The sequence below is a fragment of the Croceicoccus mobilis genome, from assembly GCF_001661965.1.
GTDB lineage: Bacteria > Pseudomonadota > Alphaproteobacteria > Sphingomonadales > Sphingomonadaceae > Croceicoccus > Croceicoccus mobilis.
Map to the genome: position 1 here is coordinate 822,482 of NZ_LYWZ01000022.1, position 21,022 is coordinate 843,503.

General features: G+C 64.4%; 16 protein-coding genes. 5 read left to right on the forward strand and 11 right to left on the reverse strand.

The features are described 5' to 3' along the window. Positions 1–31: 31 nt before the first annotated feature. Positions 32–1,369, reverse strand: a complete 1,338-nt coding sequence (locus A9D13_RS11535) for an amidohydrolase (RefSeq protein WP_066773624.1) — start codon at positions 1,367–1,369, stop codon at positions 32–34. Positions 1,370–1,539: 170 nt separating this feature from the next. Next, positions 1,540–2,580, reverse strand: coding sequence for a dihydroorotase (gene pyrC, locus A9D13_RS11540; RefSeq protein WP_066773625.1), 1,041 nt, complete (start codon positions 2,578–2,580; stop codon positions 1,540–1,542). A gap of 138 nt (positions 2,581–2,718) precedes the next feature. Here pyrC and A9D13_RS11545 point away from each other — a divergent pair, with 138 nt between their 5' ends. Then, entirely contained in the window at positions 2,719–4,092 is a 1,374-nt protein-coding gene (locus A9D13_RS11545) for a nicotinate phosphoribosyltransferase (protein ID WP_066774092.1), read from the forward strand. A 15-nt stretch (positions 4,093–4,107) separates the two neighbouring features. Here A9D13_RS11545 and A9D13_RS11550 read toward each other — a convergent pair whose 3' ends face one another. The 6 genes from A9D13_RS11550 to A9D13_RS11575 all read right to left on the reverse strand — a co-directional run bounded on the left by A9D13_RS11550 (position 4,108) and on the right by A9D13_RS11575 (position 11,016). Beyond that, on the reverse strand, positions 4,108–4,944 hold the full coding sequence (locus A9D13_RS11550) for an HpcH/HpaI aldolase/citrate lyase family protein (protein WP_066773627.1): 837 nt from the start codon (positions 4,942–4,944) through the stop codon (positions 4,108–4,110). Between the two features lie 14 nt (positions 4,945–4,958). Beyond that, a complete protein-coding gene (locus A9D13_RS11555; protein WP_216635500.1) occupies positions 4,959–6,116 on the reverse strand; it encodes a CaiB/BaiF CoA transferase family protein in 1,158 nt (385 codons plus the stop codon). Between the two features lie 70 nt (positions 6,117–6,186). Further along, positions 6,187–7,638, reverse strand: coding sequence for an aldehyde dehydrogenase family protein (locus A9D13_RS11560; RefSeq protein WP_066773631.1), 1,452 nt, complete (start codon positions 7,636–7,638; stop codon positions 6,187–6,189). 23 nt (positions 7,639–7,661) lie between these two features. Further along, complete coding sequence (locus A9D13_RS11565; protein ID WP_066773636.1) at positions 7,662–8,768, reverse strand: NAD(P)-dependent alcohol dehydrogenase; 1,107 nt, start codon at positions 8,766–8,768, stop codon at positions 7,662–7,664. A gap of 14 nt (positions 8,769–8,782) precedes the next feature. Further along, positions 8,783–9,529 carry an SDR family oxidoreductase gene (locus tag A9D13_RS11570; RefSeq protein WP_066773638.1) on the reverse strand — a complete coding sequence of 249 codons (747 nt, stop codon included), beginning with the start codon at positions 9,527–9,529 and terminating at the stop codon, positions 8,783–8,785. A gap of 44 nt (positions 9,530–9,573) precedes the next feature. Beyond that, positions 9,574–11,016 carry an aldehyde dehydrogenase family protein gene (locus tag A9D13_RS11575; protein ID WP_066774094.1) on the reverse strand — a complete coding sequence of 481 codons (1,443 nt, stop codon included), beginning with the start codon at positions 11,014–11,016 and terminating at the stop codon, positions 9,574–9,576. Between the two features lie 127 nt (positions 11,017–11,143). Here A9D13_RS11575 and A9D13_RS11580 point away from each other — a divergent pair, with 127 nt between their 5' ends. Next, positions 11,144–12,037, forward strand: coding sequence for a LysR family transcriptional regulator (locus A9D13_RS11580; RefSeq protein ID WP_066773642.1), 894 nt, complete (start codon positions 11,144–11,146; stop codon positions 12,035–12,037). Between the two features lie 5 nt (positions 12,038–12,042). Here A9D13_RS11580 and A9D13_RS11585 read toward each other — a convergent pair whose 3' ends face one another. Next, a complete protein-coding gene (locus A9D13_RS11585; protein WP_066773643.1) occupies positions 12,043–13,755 on the reverse strand; it encodes a GMC family oxidoreductase in 1,713 nt (570 codons plus the stop codon). A gap of 24 nt (positions 13,756–13,779) precedes the next feature. Then, positions 13,780–14,685 carry a transporter gene (locus A9D13_RS11590; protein ID WP_156522015.1) on the reverse strand — a complete coding sequence of 302 codons (906 nt, stop codon included), beginning with the start codon at positions 14,683–14,685 and terminating at the stop codon, positions 13,780–13,782. A 148-nt stretch (positions 14,686–14,833) separates the two neighbouring features. Between A9D13_RS11590 and A9D13_RS11595 the strand changes: the two genes are divergently transcribed. Beyond that, positions 14,834–15,727, forward strand: a complete 894-nt coding sequence (locus tag A9D13_RS11595; protein ID WP_066773646.1) for a LysR family transcriptional regulator — start codon at positions 14,834–14,836, stop codon at positions 15,725–15,727. A gap of 50 nt (positions 15,728–15,777) precedes the next feature. On the opposite strand, the gene A9D13_RS11600 is transcribed toward A9D13_RS11595, so the two are convergent. Then, positions 15,778–18,186: a DUF305 domain-containing protein gene (locus A9D13_RS11600; RefSeq protein ID WP_308420363.1), complete on the reverse strand. Its 2,409-nt coding sequence runs from the start codon at positions 18,184–18,186 to the stop codon at positions 15,778–15,780. Positions 18,187–18,346: 160 nt separating this feature from the next. Here A9D13_RS11600 and A9D13_RS11605 point away from each other — a divergent pair, with 160 nt between their 5' ends. Further along, the gene (locus A9D13_RS11605; RefSeq protein WP_156522016.1) at positions 18,347–20,434 is read left to right on the forward strand and encodes a transglycosylase domain-containing protein; all 2,088 of its coding nucleotides are present in this window, start codon (positions 18,347–18,349) and stop codon (positions 20,432–20,434) included. Further along, entirely contained in the window at positions 20,434–20,961 is a 528-nt protein-coding gene (gene mobA / locus A9D13_RS11610) for a molybdenum cofactor guanylyltransferase (protein ID WP_082922308.1), read from the forward strand. Before A9D13_RS11605 ends, mobA begins: the two co-directional genes overlap by 1 nt. Positions 20,962–21,022: the final 61 nt, after the last annotated feature.

A 21,022-nucleotide genomic window follows, 5' to 3' on the forward strand; every position in this document is an offset into this window, starting at 1 on the left:
AACCGGATTTCCCGCCCGCCGGGCAGTCAGATCAGGGTTCGATTCCTGCAACTGACAGAACCGCCAGCGTCAGCGCCTCGGTCCCGCTGCGGATCGCGCCTTCGGGATCGGGCGCGAAGAAGGGGGAATGGTTGACCGGGACCGGCTTGCCCTCGGCCTTGTATTTCGCAAGCGTTTCGGGCGGGATGCCGCCGATCCCCATGAAGACCGATGGGACACCGGCCGCAACGACCTCCGAGTAATCCTCGCTCGCCGATCCGGCGGGCTTGTATTCGGGTTCCAGCACCACGCCGTCACCCTTTGCCTGTTTCAGCACAGCCGCAATCGCACCGGTCAGCGCGACATCGTTCGAAACCGCGGATGCTCCGTTCAAATACTCGATGGTCGGTTCCGGTGCCTTGGCCATTGCGGCGGCGGCCATGGCGGTGCGTTTCACTCCGTCCAGCAATTGCTGACGCACATCGGGATCGTGTGAGCGCAGCGTGAGCAGGAGCTGGGAACTGTCGGGGATGATATTGGGCGCAAAACCCGACTGGAAGCTGCCCACGGTTATCACCCCGAACGCGCCGGGATCGACTTCGCGGCCCCTGATCGATTGCACGTCGCTGACGAAATGCGCGCCCATCACGATGGGGTCGATGCTGGCAGAGGGCATGGAACCATGCGCACCCTTGCCGTGGAAGGTGATCTTCAGATTATCGGCGGCAGAAGTGCTGACCCCCTCCTTGAAGGTGACAAGCCCGACCGGCCCCGGCATCACATGCGCGGCAAAGCCGTAATCGGGCTTGGGAAAGCGCGTGAACAGCCCGTCGTCCAGCATGGCCGACGCCCCGCTCAGGATCTCTTCGGCGGGCTGGCCGATGAACATCAGCGTGCCGCGCCATTCGTCTTTCATCGCCAACAGGGTCTGTGCGGTCGAAACCCACCATGCCATGTGAATGTCATGGCCGCACGCATGCATGGTCGGCGTCGCCTTGCCGTCCACGTCCTGCGTATATCGGCTGGCATAGGACAGCCCGGTCTTCTCCTCCATCGGCAGCCCGTCAAGTTCGGTCCGCACCAGCACGGTCGGTCCATCGCCATTTTCATAGATCGCGACGATCCCGGTGCCGCCGATTTTTTCGGTCACGGTAAATCCCAGCTGGCGCATATGTTCGGCAAGCAGAGCGGCGGTGCGTTCTTCGCGAAAGCCGACTTCGGGGTGCTGGTGAATATCCTCGTATAGCGATTTGATCGCCGGGAAGTTGCCATCGAAGATCGTGTCGATCGCGGTCAGCTCGGCCTTGGGGTCGCGATCCGATGGGGCGGCCTGAACGGGCTGAGCCGCCAGAATCGTTGCCAGCAGTGGTACCAGCCGTCGCGTCTTCATCTCGATGTCCCCCCGGGCACGACCGCCCGTTGCAAGCTACCCATGATCCGGGGGCAGCTTAGCCATCGAAATATGCTGCGTCAGCAGCAAAGCATGACGGAAAACGGCAATGTTCAGGCCAATTTTGCAGGAATGCTCGGTTTCCTGCACTGACCGCACATTATCTCTGGTCAGGCCGCGGCCAGCTTCCAGCGAAGTGTTTCCCCAGCGTGGAACGGGACGACGCGGGTTTCGCCTTCGCCCAGTGTGGCGGGAACGGGATTTTCGGCGCGTTCCAGCGTGATCGTCGCCTCGTTCACTGGCAGGCCATAGAACGCCGGGCCATTCAGCGATGCAAAGGCCTCCAGCTTGTCGAGCGCGCCTTCATCCTCGAACACCTGCGCATAGGTTTCGATGGCGTAGGGCGCGTTGAAAATGCCCGCGCAGCCGCAGGCGCTTTCCTTGGCGGATATCTCGTGCGGCGCGCTGTCGGTGCCGAGGAAGAACTTGGCCGACCCCGAAATGCCTGCCTTGCGCACGGCAAGCCGGTGCTGCTCGCGCTTGGCGACGGGCAGGCAGAAATTATGCGGACGCATGCCGCCGACCAGCAGCGCGTTGCGGTTGATGATCATGTGCTGCGGGGTGATCGTGGCCGCGACATTGTCGCTGGCATCGTTCACGAATTCGACCGCGTCGGCGGTGGTGATATGTTCGAGCACCACCTTCAGCGCCGGATAATCGCGCACCAGCGGGGCCAGCGTGCGTTCGATGAACACCGCCTCACGGTCGAAGATGTCGACATCGCCATCGGTCACCTCGCCATGGATGAGGAGCGGCATGCCGATTTCCTGCATCGTTTCCAGCACGCCGGTCAGCTTGCGGATGTCGGTCACGCCGTGCGCCGAATTGGTCGTGGCATTGGCGGGGTAGAGTTTCGCCGCGGTGAAGACGTCCGCCGCGTGGCCGCGCGCGATTTCGGCCGGGTCGATGCTGTCGGTGAGGTAGCAGGTCATGAGCGGGGTGAAGTCGATGCCTTCGGGGACAGCATCCATGATCCGCTGGCGATAGGCCTCTGCCGCTGCGACCGTCGTGACCGGAGGGGTGAGATTGGGCATGATGATCGCCCGGCCGAACTGGCGCGCGGTATAATGCGCAACCGCTTCCAGCATCGCGCCATCGCGCAGGTGAACATGCCAGTCGTCGGGGCGGCGGATGGTGATCGCGTCGGTCATGCGCTTCCCCTAGCCATTTGCCGCGCGGGCGTCGACATGCTTTGCAGCGGGGGCGACGGCGCGATGCCAAGGGCCGAGAGTTCGGCAATTGCCTCGCTCCCCCTTGCAAGCCCGGTCAATTCGTGAGGAATGGCGGCCATGACGAACCTTATCCTTGCCACCGACAGCTACAAGCACAGCCATTTCCTGCAATATCCGCCCGAAGCGCGGATTATCAGCGCCTATGCCGAGGCGCGCAAAGGCGGCATCGCGGAAGAGGCGGTGTTCTTCGGGCTGCAGCCGTTTCTGATCGACTATCTCGGCAAGCCGGTGACCCGCGCCGACATTGATGAGGCCGAAGCGATCCTCAGCGCGCATGGCGTGCCGTTCAACCGCGCGGGCTGGGAGGCGATCGTCACCGATCACGGCGGGTTCCTGCCGCTGGAGATCACGGCGCTGCCCGAAGGGACCTTGGTCCCGACCGGCGTGCCCATGCTGCAAATCCGCAATACCGATCCGCGCATGCCCTGGCTGACGACCTTTGTCGAAACCGCCCTGCTGCGCGCGGTGTGGTATCCGACGACGGTCGCCACCATCAGCCGCGAGGTGCGGCAGGTGATCGCCTCTGGCCTGCAAAAGACCAGCGAGGAGCCGGACGCGCAGCTCCCCTTCAAGCTCCACGATTTCGGCGCGCGGGGCGTGTCGAGCGGGGAGAGCGCAGCCCTTGGCGGCATGGCGCATCTGGTGAATTTCAGCGGGACCGACACGCTGGAGGGGATCATGGCGGCGCGCCGCTATTACGGGGCGGAGATGCCGGGCTTTTCGATCCCCGCTGCCGAACACAGCACGATTACGAGCTGGGGCCGCGAGCGCGAGACGCAAGCCTATGCCAATATGATCGAGACCTTTGGCGGCATCGTCGCCGTGGTGTCCGACAGCTATGACCTGACCCACGCGGTGAATGCGATTTGGGGCGGGGAATTAAAGGACAGGGTGCTGGCGCATGAAGGCACTTTGGTCGCGCGGCCCGACAGCGGCGATCCGGTCGATGTCCCGATCCGCGTGATCGAGGATCTGTGGCGCCACTTCGGCGGCAGCGTGAACGCGAAGGGTTATCGTGTATTGGACCCGCATGTCCGCGTGATTCAGGGCGACGGGATGACGCCTGCCACCATCGCCCAGCTGGTCGAGGAACTGATCGCGGCAGGCTATGCCATCGACAATATCGCGTTCGGCATGGGCGGCGGGCTGCTGCAAAAGGTCAATCGCGATTCCTTGCGGTTCGCATTGAAAGCCAATGCGATGCAGGACGCGGGCGGCCAATGGCACGACGTATCGAAACGCCCCGCGACCGATCCGACGAAGGGCAGCAAGGCGGGCGTGCAGGCGGTGGTGATGAAGGATGGCCGCATGACCGCCGTCAGGGCGGATGAAAGCGACCCTGCCGACGATCTGCTGCAGCCGGTATGGCGCGACGGCGAATTACTGGTTCGCCACAGTTTTGACGAGGTGCGGGCGCGCGCCAATGGCTGACGCACGCCGCGCTGATCAGCGTTCGGCGTCGGCCAGAAGGCGATAGGCCCGCTCGACGATGGGGCGGTCGACCATCGCGCCATCCAGCGCCACGGCGCTGCCGCCTGCGGCCTTGTCCGCCTCGACGATGCGGCGGGCGCGGGTGATTTCCTCTTCCGACGGGCGCAGGGCTGCTTCCACCGGGGCAAGCTGTGCCGGGTGGATCACCATCTTGGCGCGGAAACCCATGGTCCGGGCGGCGCGCATGGCTTCCTCATTCGCTTCGGGATTGCGGAAATCGGGGGTCACGCCATCGATCGGCGGCGCGATCCCTGCCGCGCGGCTGGCGATGGCAAGTTGCAGGCGCAGCGGATCGAGCTGCCGGTCGCTGGCCGCCATGTCGATGTCGAGCGCGAGGTCGATGGTGCCGAAGGCAAGCCGCTCCACCCCGTCGGTCGCGGCGACTTCATGCATGGTCGCAATGCCCTCTGCCGTTTCCAGCAGCGCGACGATGGGCGCAATGGCAGCGCATTCGCACAGGACCGAGCCGGCGGCTGCCTTTGGCAGCATCACCCCAGCCAGATTGGGGTGATTTGCCAGCTCAAGGTCCTGCGCGAACCAAGGCGTGCCCGGGGGATTGATACGCAGCATCGCGCTGCCGTTTTCGGCAGGCGTCGATGCGTCGAGCCAGGCGCGGACATGTCCGCGCGCCTCGTCCTTCGCATCGGGGGGAACCGCGTCTTCAAGATCGAAGATCGCGACGTCTGCGCCGCTGGACACGGCCTTGTCGAAACGTTCGGGGCGATTGCCCGGTACGAACAGGAAATGGCGCGCTGCCGCGATGCGCGCGGCGACGCTCTGTCTGTCTGCCATGAACTAACCTCTCCTCATGCCTCTGCCTTGAGGCCGATCTCGGCGAGGATAGCGTCCGTATGCTCTCCGGGCGAGGGGATCGGGTCCATCCGTGCATCGTTTTGCCCCGGCGGCAGCAATGCGGCGATGACGCCAGCCTGCGTCTGCACCTCGCGCCAGCGGTCGCGCGCCTGCAGCTGGCCGTGGTGCCATAGGCCCGCCATGTCATTGACCTTGGCGTTGGCGATCCTGGCTTCGTCCAGCGCCCTGACCAGATCGTCGCTGGTCATGTGGTCGAGCGTTTCAGCCAAAATGGCGGCCAGTTCCTCACGATTGGCGGATCGGGCGGAATTGGGCGAAAAGCGTGGGTCCTCGGCAAGCTCCGGGCGGTTCAGCACGGTTTGGCAAAAGCTTGCCCATTCGCGTTCGTTCTGGATGCCGAACATCACCTCGCCATCGCTGGTGGGGAAGGGGCCATAGGGATAGATCGTGGCGTGAAACGCGCCGCTGCGGGGCGGCTGCGATGCGCCTTCATAGGCGTAATAGAGGGGGAAGCCCATCCATTCGGCCATGGCTTCCAGCATGGACACGTCGATGCGGCGGCCCTTGCCGGTCTTCCCGCGCTCGATAATGGCGGCAAGGATATTGGTATAGGCATACATGCCCGCCGCGATATCGGCGATGGAGCAGCCCGCCTTTACCACCTGATCTTGCGTGCCGGTGATCGAGAGGAAACCGGATTCGGCCTGGATCAAAAGGTCATAGGCCTTGCGGTCGCGGTCGGGCCCATCCTGCCCGAAGCCAGAAATATCGCAGCAGATCAGGCCGGGGTGCTCTTTCGCCAGCGTGTCGTAATCGAAGCCCATGCGGCCCACCGCGCCGGGCGCAAGGTTCTGGACCAGCACGTCGGCCCTGGCGACAAGGCGGCGCAGGGCTTCCTGTCCCTGCTCGCTTTTCAGGTCCAGCGCGACGCTTTCCTTCGACCGGTTGGTCCAGACGAAATGCGAAGCGAGGCCATTGACCCGTTCGTCATAACCGCGGGCGAAATCGCCCTTGCCGGGGCGTTCGACCTTGATGACCCGCGCGCCAAGATCCGCCAGCTGGCGCGTCGCGAAAGGCGCGGCGATGGCGTGTTCAAGGCTGACAACAGTGATCCCTTCGAGCGGGCGCATGATCCCGTTCTCCCTCGTCATTCTATGATTTCATGTGCCCGGCAAATGCCGCCCCGCCGTCCCAGTATTGGCGGGGCGACAAGCCGGTAACTCACTTGTGGAACATATAGGTCTTGGTGTTGGTGAACTCGGCGAGGCCTTCCGCGCCGTTCTCCACGCCCATGCCCGACTGCTTGTGCCCGCCGAAGGGGATGTCGATGCCGTGGATGTGGATCTCGTTCACCCAGACGGTGCCGGTTTCCAGACGCTTGGCCACCGCAATGGCGGCATCGCGGTCGCGGCCCCAGACGCTGCCGGCAAGGCCGAATTCGCTGTCATTCGCCTTGGCGATGACTTCCTCGACATCGTCGAAGGCGATGATCGGCAGGATCGGGCCGAACGGCTCTTCCTTGACGATGCGGCTGTCCTCGGGCGGGTTGTCGACGATGGTGACGGGCACGAAATTGCCCGCAAGGCTGGTGTCGATGGTGCCGCCCAGCGGAACCTTGTAGCCATTGGCCTTTACGTCATCGAACAGGCTCTGCAGCTTTTCGTACTGCATCTTGTTCTGGATCGGGCCAAGCCCGGTTTCCGGGTCCATGCCGTCGCCGACCTTCACGCTTTTCGCATATTCGACGAACGCCTTCACGAAATCGGCGTGGATCGAGGAGTGGACATAGACGCGCTTCGACGCGATGCACCACTGGCCCGAATTGCCGAAGGCGGCCCAGAACAGCGTCTCGACGATCGGCTCCCAGTCGGCATCGGCCAGCACGATGGCGGCGTCATTGCCGCCCAGTTCCAGCGTGATGCGCTTGAGGTTGGACGAACCCGACGCCATCACCTTCTTGCCGGTCGCGGTCGAGCCGGTGAAGCTGATCTTTGCAATCGCGGGATGCTCGGTCATCTGCGCGCCGAGTTCATTGCCGCCCGACACGATGTTCAGAACGCCCGCCGGGAAGATCTGCTGCGCGATTTCACCGAAACGCAGCGTGGTGAGCGGGGTATAGGGCGAGGGCTTCATCACCATGGTATTGCCGGTGACGAGGCAGGGGGCGACCTTCCACAGGCCCAGCAGGACCGGGAAGTTCCACGGCGTGATCGCGCCGACAACGCCCAGCGGGGTGTGATGAATCTCGACGACGTGATCGTCGGTGTCCTCGATCACCTCGACCGGCAGGCGGCGCTTGGCCACTTCGCGGACCCAGAAAATCGCGGCTTCCACTTCGCCGGTCGCCATCGAATGGCGCGGCTTGCCCTGTTCGAGCGTGAGGAGCGTGATCAGCTCGTCCTTGTGTGCTTCCAGCGCGTCGGCATAGGTCTCGATCAGCGCGCCGCGCTCGTCCGCGTCCATCGCGGCCCATGCGGGGAAGGCGGCCTTGGCGGCGGCGATGGCTTCTTCCATCTGCTCCGCGCTGCCTTCGGGGGCTTGCGCCAGCACTTCATTGGTGGCGGGGTTGAAGACATCGAAGGTCTGGTTCGTCTCGACCAGCCTGCCGCCGATGGAAAGCTTGTAGGGGCCGGTGAAATCGACGCTTACGCGGTCGATGTTTTCGGTGGTCATGGATATTCTCCCAATTATGTCGTTCAGGGCCGCACGATGGGCTTGAGCACTGCGCCGCTCTCGCTGTCGGCAATGGCCTTGTTGATGTCTTCCAGCGCGTAGAACCTGGTCAGCTTGTCGAAGGGGAACTTCCCTGCGCGCCACAATTCGATCAGCTGCGGGATGAAGACCTGCGGGACGCTATCGCCCTCGATAATGCCGCGCACGGTGCGCCCGAACAGCAGCGTGTTCATGTCGAGGTTCGCGCCGACGCCCAGGTCCGCCGCGCCGATCAGCCCGCAAGTGCCGGGGATCTTCAGCGCACCCACCGCCTGTTCCAGCACCTTGGGCACGCCCGTGCATTCAAGGGAGAAATCAACGCCGCCGGTGCCCGACAGCTTCTGGATTTCCTCGACCGCGTCAGTCTTGCCGCCATTGATCACGTGGGTCGCGCCCAGTTCCCTGGCGAGTTCAAGGCGTTCGTCATGCAGGTCGACGACAGCGATGGTGGTGCAGCCGACGGCGGCGGCCGCCATCACGGCGGAAAGCCCGACCGAGCCTGCGCCGAACACGGCGATGGACGAACCGGCATGCGGCTTAAGCGCGTTCAGCACCGCGCCAGCGCCGGTGGAAATGCCGCAGCCCAGCGGGCCCATCAGTTCCAGCGGTACGTCCTTGCGGATCTTGATCGCGTTCCTTTCGGTCGCGACGGCGAAGGTGCCAAAGCTCGACTGCGAAAAAAACGCGCTGCCAAGGTTATGGCCGTGGCAATCGCAGATGGCCTGGCTGCCATCCATGCGCGCGCCCTTGAAATTGCGGTCGTAGAATTCCGCGCAGTAACCCGGCAGTCCGGATTTGCAATTGTCGCAGCGCCCGCAATAGCCAAAGGCGAGCACGACGTGATCGCCCTTTTCAAGCGTGGTGACATTCGCGCCCACTTCCTCGATCACGCCTGCGCCTTCATGGCCCAGCACGAGGGGGAGCGGCACCGGATAGCCCTGGTCGCGCACGACCATGTCGGTGTGGCACACGCCGGTGGCGGTGATCCGCACGATGACTTCGTCGGCCTGCGGTCCGGAATATTTCACCGGTTCGACCGAGAGTTCCTGGCCCTTGCCGCGGACGATCGCGGCCTTTCCTTCATATGACATGAGCGTCCCTCCGATCAGACCGAGCGGCCGCCATCGACCGGCAATTCGACGCCGGTGATGTAGTCGGCAGTGGCAAGGTAAAGCGCGGCCTCGGCCACGTCATCGGGCTGGCACAGACGGCCCAGTGGGATCGATTCCATGTATTTCGCGCGGTTTTCCGGCGTGTCGGGCATGCCCATGAAATCCTCCAGCATGCCGGTCACGCCCATGACGGGGGCAATGGCGTTGACGCGGATGTTCATCGGCGCGAATTCGACCGCCAGCGCCTTTGACAGCACATTGGTCGCGCCCTTGGACCCTGCATACCACGACAGGCCGGGACGCGGACGGATGCCCGAGACGGAACCGACGTTCAGCATCACGCCGCCGCCATTGTCGCGCATCGCCGGAACGACGGCCTGCACCATCTGGTAGATGCCCTTGATATTGACCGACAGCACGCGGTCGAAGGTCTCTTCATCGACTTCCAGCGCGGCCTGGTTCTTGTGGGTATAGCCCGCGTTGTTGATGACGATGTCGGGCACGCCGAAAGTTTCGATCGCCTTGGCGACCACCGCGTCGATGTCGGCGCGCTTCGATACGTCGGCGCGTACGGCGATCGCTTTTCCGCCGCCAATGTCAGCCGCGACCTTTTCGCCCTTTTCGAGGTCGAGGTCGACGATCACCACTTTCGCGCCGCGCTCTGCAAAGCGATGCGCCATCGCTTCGCCAAAGCCGCTGGCCGCGCCGGTAATCAGGGCCACCTTGCCATTCAGTTCCATTATGCTCTCCGGGGGTAATTGGGGTCTTGAGGGAGGGAGGGGGATCAGCCGTGGTTGAACACCGCGGTCTTGGTCTTTGAGAAATCGTGAAGGGCGGCAAAGCCCTTTTCGCGTCCGTGGCCGCTCTTGCCCGCGCCGCCGAAGGGCAGCTCGATGCCCGCGCCCGCGCCATAGCAGTTGATGAACACCTGCCCTGCGCGGATCGCCTTCATCAGGCGCATCTGGCGGCCGCCATCACGCGTCCACACCGCGGCGACAAGGCCGTAATCGGTGTCATTGGCCAGCTTCACCGCATCGGCCTCGTCATCGAAGGGCAGCACGGTCAGGACCGGGCCGAACACTTCTTCACGCGCGATGACATTATCGCGCGGCACGGGGCCAAGCAGGGTCGGCTTCACATAGAAGCCGTCTTCGGCAATGCCGTCGGCCAGCCTGCCTTCGGCCAGCACGGGGATGCCATCCTCACGCGCCTTGTCGAGGAAGCTCTGCACGCGCTTCTGCTGTTTCGCGGTGATGATCGGGCCGCAATCCTTGTCCATCGCCGGCGCGCCGACGGTGACCTTGCCAAAGGCCTCGGCAAGGCGGGCGACGAATTCATCATAGGCGCTGCGCTCGACCAGCAGGCGGCTACCGGCCGAACAGGTCTGGCCCGAATTCTGGATGATCGCCTTGACGATGGTGGGGATCGCCGCGTCGAAATCGGCATCGGCGAACAATACATGCGGCGACTTGCCGCCCAGTTCCAGCGTGCAGGTGATGTAGTGATCGGCGCACAGTTTCTGGATGATCTGGCCCACTTCCGGCGAACCGGTGAAGGACATGAAGTCCACGCCCGGATGCGAAGCCAGGGCCGCGCCCGCAACCGCGCCGCGGCCCGTCACGATATTGATCGCGCCTTCGGGGAAACCGGCTTCGGATGCCAGCTCGGCAAGGCGCAGGGCGCTGGCCGATGCGTCCTCGGCAGGTTTCAGGACGGTGGCATTGCCGACAGCCAGCGAAGGGGCGAGCGTGCGGCCGAACATCTGCGCAGGGTAATTCCACGGCAGGATGTGGCCAGTCACGCCATGCGGTTCGTGGATGACATCGACGTGATAGCCGGTGAGATAAGGGATCGTCTCGCCGTGATGCTTGTCGGCCGCGCCGCCATAGAATTCGAAATAGCGGGCCAGCGCGACAATATCGGCATCGGCCACGCTCTTGGGCTTGCCGGTGTCCTTCGCCTCGATCGCGGAAAGTTCGGCGGCATTGGCAAGGATCAGGTCGCCAAGGCGGGTCAGCATGCGGCCCCGCTCGGTCGCGGTGGTGCGGCCCCAGGCACCTTCGTCAAATGCCTTGCGCGCGGCCTTGACCGCCATGTCCACGTCATCGGGCGTGCTGTCGGGAATCTCGCCGAATTGCTTGCCGGTCGCGGGTTCGATCACCGGGAGCATCGTGGCGGTCTTGGGCTCGACCCAGGCGCCTGCAATGAAATTGCGGGTGAAATCCACTTTCAAAATCATCCTCCTGCCGACTCTCGCGGCTTGTTGGTCTGCAAGCAGGCTAGCGGCGGGTTGTCATTCAATCCAATATAGGCAACAGGCATTTTCGATTAGTTTGAGATATGGATAACCGGTCATGGAACTGCGCCACCTGCGCTATGCCCTCGCCATTGCCGAGGAACTGCATTTCACCCGCGCCGCGGCGAAGCTGGGGATCGGCCAGCCGCCGCTTTCGCAGCAGATCAAGGCGCTGGAAAAGGAACTGGGCGTGCAGCTGTTCCACCGCATGACGCGCGGCGTGGAACTGACCGAAGCTGGCGAGGCGTTCATGCCGCTGGCGCAGGCATCGGTCGCGGCGGCGGAGCAGGCGGCGGCGGCAGCCCAGCGCGCAGCCAAGGGTGAGATTGGCGAATTCGCGATCGGGTTCACCAGCTCGGCTTCGTACAACCCGATCGTGCCGCGCATCATTGGCCGCTTCCGCGAACTTTATCCCGAACTCTCGATCCGGCTGATCGAGCAGGACACGACCCGGCTGCTGAGGGCGATGGCCGATGGCGCGCTCGACATCGCCTTCCTGCGCCCGGCCTTGGGGGAAACCGATGGCCTGATCGTGAAACGCCTGCCGGACGAGGAGCTGCTGGTCGCATTGCCGCCCAAGCATCGGCTGGCAGGGCCCGAGACGAAGCGCGTCAATCTCGTCGATCTGGCGGGAGATCCGTTCATTCTCTATCCGCGCAGCAATGGCAGGTTGCTTTACGATTCCATGATCGCGGCCTGCCGCAATGCAGGATTTTCGCCGCGCATCTCGCAGGAAGCGCCGCAGATGGCGTCGACGGTCAATCTCGTCGCGGCGGGGGTGGGCGTGGCGCTGGTCCCGGCCTCGATGAACCAGCTCCACGCGCATGGTGTCGTTTATAAACGGATCAAGGGCGACGGGCCCAAGGCGCAACTGGTGGTGGCGCACCGCAGGGCGGGGCCGCTCTCGCCGACGGTGCGCAACTTCATGGGCTGCGTCTCCGTCGGCGAGTAGCGCCATCAGATGTCGCCGGCGATCATCTTCGCGGCGCGATAGCCGATCATGATCGAGGGGGCATTGGTGTTGCCCGTGGTGATCGAGGGCATGACCGAGGCGTCGGCCACGCGCAGACCTTCCACGCCATAGACCTTGAGGGCAGGATCGACGACCGACATCGCATCGGTGCCCATCTTCGCCGTGCCGACCGGGTGGAAATAGGTCGACACCGATTTCTGCAGGAAATCGCGGTAGCTTTCCGGGCTTTCCGCCATCGCGCCGGGTAGCAGTTCGGCCTTGCGGATGTCGTTATAGGCCGCCGAATTGCCGATCTCGCGCGCCAGCTCGGTCGCGGCCTTCAGCGCGACCATGTCCTGCTCGGCCGCCAGGTAGTTGGGGTCGATCAGCGGCGCGACCCGCGGGTCGGACGATGTGACCGTGACCGCGCCGCGCGATTTCGGGCGCATCACGCCGCACAGGATAGCATAGCCATTGGTCTGCTGGAGGTTCAGCTCGGTCGTGGCGAAAGGCACGCTGACGTATAGCGCGTTGATATCGGGCACGGTGAGCGAGGGGTCCGACTTCCACCAGAAATAGACTTCCGAATGATTGTAGTTCGTCGGCGGCACCGGGTGCTTCGATTCAAAGTTGACGCCTGCGCCCAGCACGTGGTCCTGCAGGTTCTGGCCAACGCCCGGCAGATCGACGAGAGGCGCGATGCCCAGCGATTTGAGATGCGCAGCCTCGCCAATGCCCGAAATGGTGAGCAGTTTCGGCGTGATCAGCGCGCCTGCGGACAGGATGACTTCCTTGCTCGCCTTCACCGTGACCGGCTGGCCGTTGTGGAGGTACTGAACGCCGGTGCAGCGACCGTTCTCAACGATGAGGCGCATGACCGGCGCTTCGGTCAGCACCTGCAGCTTTGCGCCCTGTTCGATCGCGGGGCGAAGGAAGGCGACTGCGGTGTTCTGGCGGTTGCCAGCGTGGACGGTCATGTTGACCCACGCCGGACCTTCGAGCTGGCCGCCGTTGAAGTCCTTGGTCTCGGGATAGCCCAGCGAGGTCGCGCCCTCCATGAAGGCGACAGCGCCTTCGTGGCCCTTGGCCGGATCGGGGCGCGTGACGTGAAGCGGGCCGCCTGCGCCGCGAAGCTCGCTCGCGCCGCCTTCCCAGTCTTCGAGTTCCTTGTAGTCGGGCAGGACCTTGTCCCACTCCCAACCCGTGGCGCCGTCATAGGCCCAGTCATTATAATCCGCTTCTGCGCCGCGGCAGTAGATCATGCAGTTGACCGAGGAGCAGCCACCCAGGCCTTCGCCGCGCGGATAGGGGACCACGCGGTCCTGCGCGTGGGCCTGCGGGGTGGTGTTGTAATGCTTGGTGAAGGGGGAGGCCAAAGCCTCGGGCCAGCGCGCGGGGTCGGTTATCAGGGGAGAGTTGTCCGACAGACCGCCTTCGAGCACCAGCACCGAGGCATCGGTACGCTTGGCAAGCTCACCTGCCAGCGTGGCACCGGCGGAACCGGCACCGATCACGATATAATCCGCAGCCTTGGGCGCGGTGGTTTCACGCGTTGACTGCGCCCAGGCCTTGCCGCCTGCCAGCCACAGCGCGTCGGCCATGGCGAAAGCCGCGCCCGCCGCCATCGCGCGGCTGATGAAGCTGCGGCGGTCGGTCTTGCCTGCCGCGTGGTCGCGCAGCGCTTCGTTGATGCGCTTCGTATCGAGGATGTTGTGCATGTTTCTCTCCCAAGAAATGCGAAATCAGAAGATGCGGAGCAGGCGGATCTGGCCGCGGAAGCCTTCGCGGAAGCCGTTCTCGACATCGAGATCGGTGCCGGCCTGCGCCATGACCTGCCACTTGGGCGACAGCGTGCGGCGATAGGTGCCCAGAACCGACGTCGTCTGCGTCTTGTTGCCCTGCGTGACGCCGTTGATGCGGGTTTCGCCGCCATCGACATACATCAGCCGCGCGTTGATCTCGTTCTTGTCGTCGATGAGGTAGCGGGCAAAGCCCTGCACGCGGTACATGGTGTCCTGCTTCATCGTGTCGCGGGTCGGGCCGTATTTGCCGTTCTTGCCGAAGGTCATGACATCGCCGGCCAGCTCGGCCACGAAATGATCGCCGAAGCCCTGGCTGATGACGGCCTGCAACGAACCCTTCCAGCGGTTCTCGCCCACGTTCAGCGCTTCGTCCGCGCTATATTCGCCGGTAGGGATGAAGAGATAGGGCGTGACGCCGATATAGGTCTTCGTATTCGGGTTTTCGTGCACCCAGAGGGTGGAGACGAGGATCGTGTCGCCAAAGCCGGTCGTTTCACCAAGGGCCGCGATCGAGCCGCCCGCCTTCACATGGGCGAAAGGCTGCAGGACCTGGTAGTCGAGGGTCATGCCCGCAACCTTGGTAAAGCCGACATAGCGGAAGATCGAGACGATCGATTCCAGCTCGGCATCGTCATCGACCTTTTCGCCATTGGCGTAGATCGAACCGGCATTCGAGTATTGGAGGTAGACGAGGCCCAGCTGCGTGCCATCGGGTGCGGGGACATAGTCGCCCGCGTCGATCGCCTGCGCATTGGCAGCACTCGACAGGCCGATGGTGCCGGCAGTCAGTGCAGCGCAAGTCATTGCACGCTTGGCGAAACGATAGACGGATTGCTTCAGGGGCACAGGTCACCTCTCCATGTAAATGTTTTTCGTGCTGCCTCTTCGGGGGCACGGCTTGCATTTTGTTATTGGCGGGCAAATCGGCTGCGTATATCGACAATTGGGCAAGCTTCATTTCGCAATTTGTGAAATTGGGCTATGGGGCAACGATATGTTGAGAGACCTTGTCACCTTGCGCCTTTTCGTGCGCGCGGCTGAAACCGGCACGCTGTCGGGCGCGGCGGAGCAGGCCAATCTCGCGCTTGCCGCCGTGTCGCGGCGCATCGCGCTGATGGAAGAGCGCATGGGGGTAAAGCTGTTTAGGCGCTCGCGTCAGGGGCTGACGCTTACGCCTGCGGGGACGGCGCTGCTTGAACGGGCGCGCCTGCTCCTGGACCAGGCGCGGGTGATAGAGGGAGAAATGGCCGATTTTGCAGGCGGCATGCGCGGCACGATCCGCGTGCAGACCAATCCCAGCGCGATCATCCAGTTCCTGCCGCGCGATCTGGCCCAGTTCAATGCACTGCGCCCCGATGTGCGCATCGACATGGAGGAGAACGTCAGTTCAGAGGCGATCGCCGCGCTGGACGAGGGGCGCGCGGATCTGGCCATTGTCATCGGCGATACGCCGACCGGCGATCACGAGACCCTGCCCTATCGCAGCGACCGGCTGGCGCTTCTGGCCCCGCGCGGCAGGCTGGAGGGGCGCGAGAGGATCGGTTTCGCCGAAGTGCAGGATAAGGATTTCGTAGGGCTCGTCAGCAATACGGCGCTGACGCGCCTGCTGGTCGAACAGGCCGCGCGGGCCGAGATCGCGCTGCGCCTGCGCATGCAGGTGCGCAGCTTCGATGGCGTATGCCGCATGGTGGAGGCAGGGTTTGGCTATGGCATATTGCCGCTGATCGCGGCGCGCGGCTTTGCCGCTTCGATGAAGCTCGACGTGGTGCCGCTGTCGGACGACTGGGCGACGCGCCGGATGCTGCTGTGCCTCTCGCGCGATACGCCTACGACATCGCCGGCCCATGCGCTGGCGCGTCACCTGCATGAGCTTGCCGAGGCGGACTGAACCGAAAAGGGGGGAAGCGCGGCAACGCCCCCCCCCCTTCTCGGCGCGGATCAGGCGGTCAGCGCGGCAACCATCGCCATCAGCGCCTGCTTACGCTCGGCATCGGGCGCCGCGACTTCGATCTTGCCCACCGGCGCTGCCGCCGCCTTCAGGGCGCGCTTGTCGCCATTGCCCGCCTTCATCGCCTCAAGCGCCGACGCCAGCGGATCGAGCGTTGCCGCCGGAACCGCGCCTGCGCGGCGCAGCTGGTCGACATAGGCCAGCGCCACGACCGGGCTGTCGGGCCATGCCACCGGATATTGCTGCTGCGGATTGAAGGTGCCGTCTTCCTCCTGCGCCAGCGAGGCAGCGGCAATCTCGTTCTCCGAGAGATATTCGCTCGGCTTCAGGTCGAGTACGTCCAGTCCGCGCACGATGGCGGTGCCATAGATGTGGCCCTTGTAGAAATAGGTCGACCAATAGCCGCCCAGCACCATGCGGTCGGCATCGATGGGGCCGCGGTCGAAATAGGCGATTTCCTGCGGATTGGCGCTGTCGGTGAAATCCATGATGGAAACGCCGCCCTGATACCATGCCTGCACGAACAGATCGCGGCCCGGCACCGGCACGATTGAGCCATTATGCGCGACGCAGTTTTCCTTGTCCCCCTGCGCGGCGGGCAGCTTGTAGTGGCTCTGGTAGACGAGCTTGCCATCCTTGATGTCATAGACCGCATCGGCGCCCCAGTCCTTCGGGTCGAAGACCTGGCAACGCGGACGCCCGCCGCCGCCCCATTCGTCGGTGAAGACGACCTTGGTCCCGTCATTGTTGAACGTGGCCGAATGCCAATAGGCAAAGCCCTTGTCGGTGACGGCGTCGATGCGCTTGGGCGCGCGCGGGTCGCTGATGTCGAGGATGATGCCATTGCCCGAACAGGCGCCCGCCGCCAGTTTCAGCGTCGGGAAGACGGTGATGTCGTGGCACTGGTCGGTGCGGCTGGTTTCTTGGCTGTCATCGCCATGCCCGCCGCCGCGCCACAGCCCGGCGATCTGGCCGGTCTTGTCATCGGCAAAGACGCGCGGGGAATCGACGATGCGCGCCTTCGACGGGTCGTCCAATGGGATCTCGACCACGTCGATGGAGAAGAGGGCCGTATCCTCGTCACCCGGAAGCCCGGCGACGCAGCCCTTCATCTCCTTGTCGCTGCGCACGCCTGCGGTGCCCGAGACATAGACGATGATCTTGTTGTCCTTGTCCGGCCCCGAAACCACCGAATGGGTGTGCGACCCGCGGCAGGTCTGCACGATGCCCACCTGTTTCGGCAGGGCGGGATCGGAAATGTCGAAGATGCGAAGGCCGACCATGCGGTCCTCGCTCACGTCGCTGTCGATGCCCTGAAGCCCGCAATCCACGCGCCCGCGCTTCTGCTCGACCGACATGATCAGCGTGTCGCCGACGATGGAAACATCGCCCTGCCCGCCGGGGCAGACGGTGGAGCTGACGAGCTGCGGCACGCCCTTTTCGCCCAGCCGGTAGATGTTGAAGCCGTGGAAATTGCCCGCGATCATCATGTCGCCTGAAAACGCCATGTCGCTGTTCATGAAATTGAGGTGGGGCCCACGCGTGCCATAGCTGTCGGTGGGATTGCCGTCGGCATCCTTCTTCTTGGGCGGCAGGCCGACGGGGTTGGCGGGGTCGAAGAATCCGGCGGGTTTCGGCAGGGCGGCGACCAGCTCCATGTTCATCGCCGCTTCGCCCGCATCGCGGAAGCCCGCGGCCAGACGCGCGCGCGGATCATTGGTCAGGCCCGCCAGCACAAGCGCCATGGATTCGATCTCGGCCTTCTGCTCGTTCTTCACGTCATTGGTGAAGTCAAACAGCACCGGGTCATAGGCCGAACCCGACTGGTCCAGCAGATTGTCGACCATGGTCAGCGCGCCATTATGGTGCGCGATCATCAGGGTCAGGAATTCACGGTCGAAATCGGTGCCTTTCGATGCGGCCAGTTTCTGCATCTGCGCAGGTGTCGCCATGCCCGCCATCAGCTTCATGCCCGACATGTCGTGCCCCATGGCGGCATGATCCATATTTGCATGGTTCATGCCTGCATGCGCAGCAGGATCGGGCGCGTGCTCGCCGCGTTCCTTCAGCCAGCCCTGCATGAAGCCGATTTCGTCGTTCTGGCTGGCCTCGATCCGGCTGGCGAGGTTCAGCACGTCCTTGTTGTTGGTGCGCGCCTTGACCAGCGCGACCATCTCCACCGCCTGATAATGGTGGTGGATCATGTCGGCCATGAACTTCACGTCATCGGGGGAATAGCTGGCTTCGGCCACCTTGATTGCTTCGGATGCGGGCAGGGTCGTCGATGCCTCACCCGGCGCGCCGGGAAGCACCAGCGGCACATCCTGTGCGAAAGCGGGCATGGTCAATGCCAGGGCGGCAAGCGAAACAGCGGCAGTGCAAAGGCGTGTGGTCTTCAAGTGATCCCCCAACGGAAACTGGTTACATTCGGTACCGGATCAAAGAGGTCCGCCCGTCCCGCGTCAAGCGCCATTCGACGCATCTGCTTGCCTGCTGCCAATTTTTGCTGTGAAACCTCTTTCCCATGAAGCCGTCCTCCATTCGCGCGTTATCCTGCGCATGACCGCCACATCCCTGAACGCCGGTTACGGCACGAGATCGCTTCCTGCCCGCGCGTGGGACTGGCTGCGCGCGCAGCCCAAATGGCTGACCATTCCGGCAGCGGGGCTCATCGTGCTGCTCCTGTGGGAAGTCTGGGTCGCGCCGCCGTGGAAAGTCGGCGCACCGCCGGGTGAGGCGGGGATCAATTTCCTCGCCGCCGACGGCTCAAAGCTCGCCCATCGCGGCGAACGGCCCGTGGCCGAGGTCGATGCCGCCGCGTTGCCGCCCCATGTGCGGCAGGCGTTCCTCGCGATCGAGGACCGGCGTTTCTATGACCATGGCGGCGTGGATTTCCGCGGTCTGGCCCGCGCCATGTTCAATAATCTGCAGGCCGGCGGCGTGGTCGAGGGTGGGTCCACCATCACCCAGCAATATGTGAAGAACGCATTCTTCACGCAGGACCGCACGCTGACCCGCAAGGCGAAGGAAATGCTGATCGCCGACTGGGTCGAGGGCTGGACCGACAAGGACACGATCCTCTCGCGCTATCTTGAAAACTGTTATTTCGGTGAAGGGCAGACCGGGCTGGTCGCTGCGGCCCATCACTATTTTTCGAAAACGCCCGAAGAGCTGTCGCTGGGCGAGGCGGCGATGCTGGCGGGCATGGTGAAGGCGCCCTCGCGCCTCGCCCCGACAGTGGATTACGCCGCTTCGGTCGAACGCATGGGCGTCGTGCTGGGCGCGATGGCGGATGCGGGCTTTATCACGGCCGACGAAGCCGAGGCGGTCTCCGACCCTGAAATCAGGCTGGGCGAGGAAGAGCGCGAAGTCGATCAGGCAGGCTGGTTTGTCGACTGGCTCGCCGCCGACCTGCCCGAAGGATATGAAGGCACGGTCCAGACCACGCTGGAGCCCGAGATCCAGGCCCGCGCCGAACGCGCCATCGCCCGCGCAGGCCTTGGCAATGCGCAGGTCGCGCTGATCGCGATCCGTGCGGACGGGCGCGTCGCGGCGATGGTGGGCGGCAAGGAGTATACGCCCGAGGCCTTCAACCGCGCCACGCAGGCCGAAAGACAGCCCGGCTCCACGTTCAAGCTGTTCGATTATTTCGCCGCCATTCGCGAGGGGGCCAAGCCTTCCGACATCGTGACCGACGCGCCGGTGCGCATCGGCTCGTGGCAACCCAAAAACGCCTATTCGGGCTATCGCGGGCGCATGACCCTGCGGCAGGCCTTCGCCATCTCCAGCAACACCGCCGCGATCCGCATCGCCGACCGCGCAGGGCTTGACGATGTGCGCGACACCGCCCGCGACCTGGGGGTGGAGGGAGACTTGCCGGAAGACGCAAGCCTCGCGCTCGGCACGGCATCCATCACGCTGAAAGAGATGGCGGGCGCCTATGCCGCCTTTGCCGGGGGGCGCTATCCGGTCACGGTCTATGGGGTCGAAGGTGAGGGGGTGACGCCCACCAACAGCCTCGACCCTGAAACCGAATGGGCCCCCATGCTCGACCTGCTCTGGAATGCGGCCAATCGCGGGACCGGGCGTGCGGCGCTTCTGAACACAACGACCTTCGGCAAGACCGGCACGTCGCAGGAAGGGCGCGATGCGCTTTTCATCGGGTTTTCGGGCGATCTGGTCACTGCCGTCTGGGTCGGGCGTGACGATAACAAGCCGGTGCCGGGCAATCATGGCGGCGGGCTTCCGGCGCAGATATGGAAAAGCTTCATGCGCGGCGTGACGCTGGGGGAATTGCCGCTGCCGGTCCGGGCTGAGGATCTGCGGCGCGCGTCGGACGGCCCTGCCCCTGCTGCGTCGGCGGATGAAGAGGATATGGGCATTGTCGCGATCGACGGCGACGACCCGCTGGCGCGAGAGCCCGGCGAATTGCCGCCGCTCGATCTCGACCTGCCAGCGCCGCCCGACGGGGTGTTCGCAGACCCCGCCGATCCCGAACCGGGCGAAGGCGAACTGCCCCCGGTCGATCAGCCGGGCCAGCCTGCGCCTCCGGCCCAACCCGCGCCGCCGCGTGGCAATCCGGCCACGCCGAACCCGCCGACCACGCCCCAGCCGGCGGCACCTGCCGCTGCCGGGGCGGGGGAATAATGGCGCTGCGACTGCTGGGCGCGGTGATCGCCGGGGGCAAGGGGCGGCGCTTCGGAGCCGACAAGGCGCTGGCCTTGCATGACGGCAAGCCACTGATCGAACACGCGGTGACCGCGCTTGGCCCGCAGGTCGACGCCATGGTCCTGTGCGGCCGGGACTGGAACGCGATGGAGCGGGTCGACGACCGGCCCGAACCGGGGCTGGGGCCCATGGGCGGGATCAATGCGGCGCTGCATCTGGCGGCGGAGCGAGGCTTCGACGCAGTCATCACAGTGCCGGTCGACGTGTTGCCCCTGCCCGCAGATCTGCGGGCAATGCTGGCAGGCGCGGGCGCAGCAGCCTTTGCCGACCAGCACCTGATTGCTTTCTGGCCCGTGGAGTCGCTGGCGACGGTGGAAGATTACATCGCCGGGGGCGGGCGCAGGATCGTTGGCGCGCTCGATCTGATTGGCGCGCGTCGGGTTACCGATCCGCCCGGTCTCGTCAATATCAACCGGCCGCAAGACATGAACCGGTTTTCAACTTGAATCGCGAAAACGCCGGTTTTGCCTTGCGAAGCGGCCCCCGAATGCGCCACAAAGGGGCCAA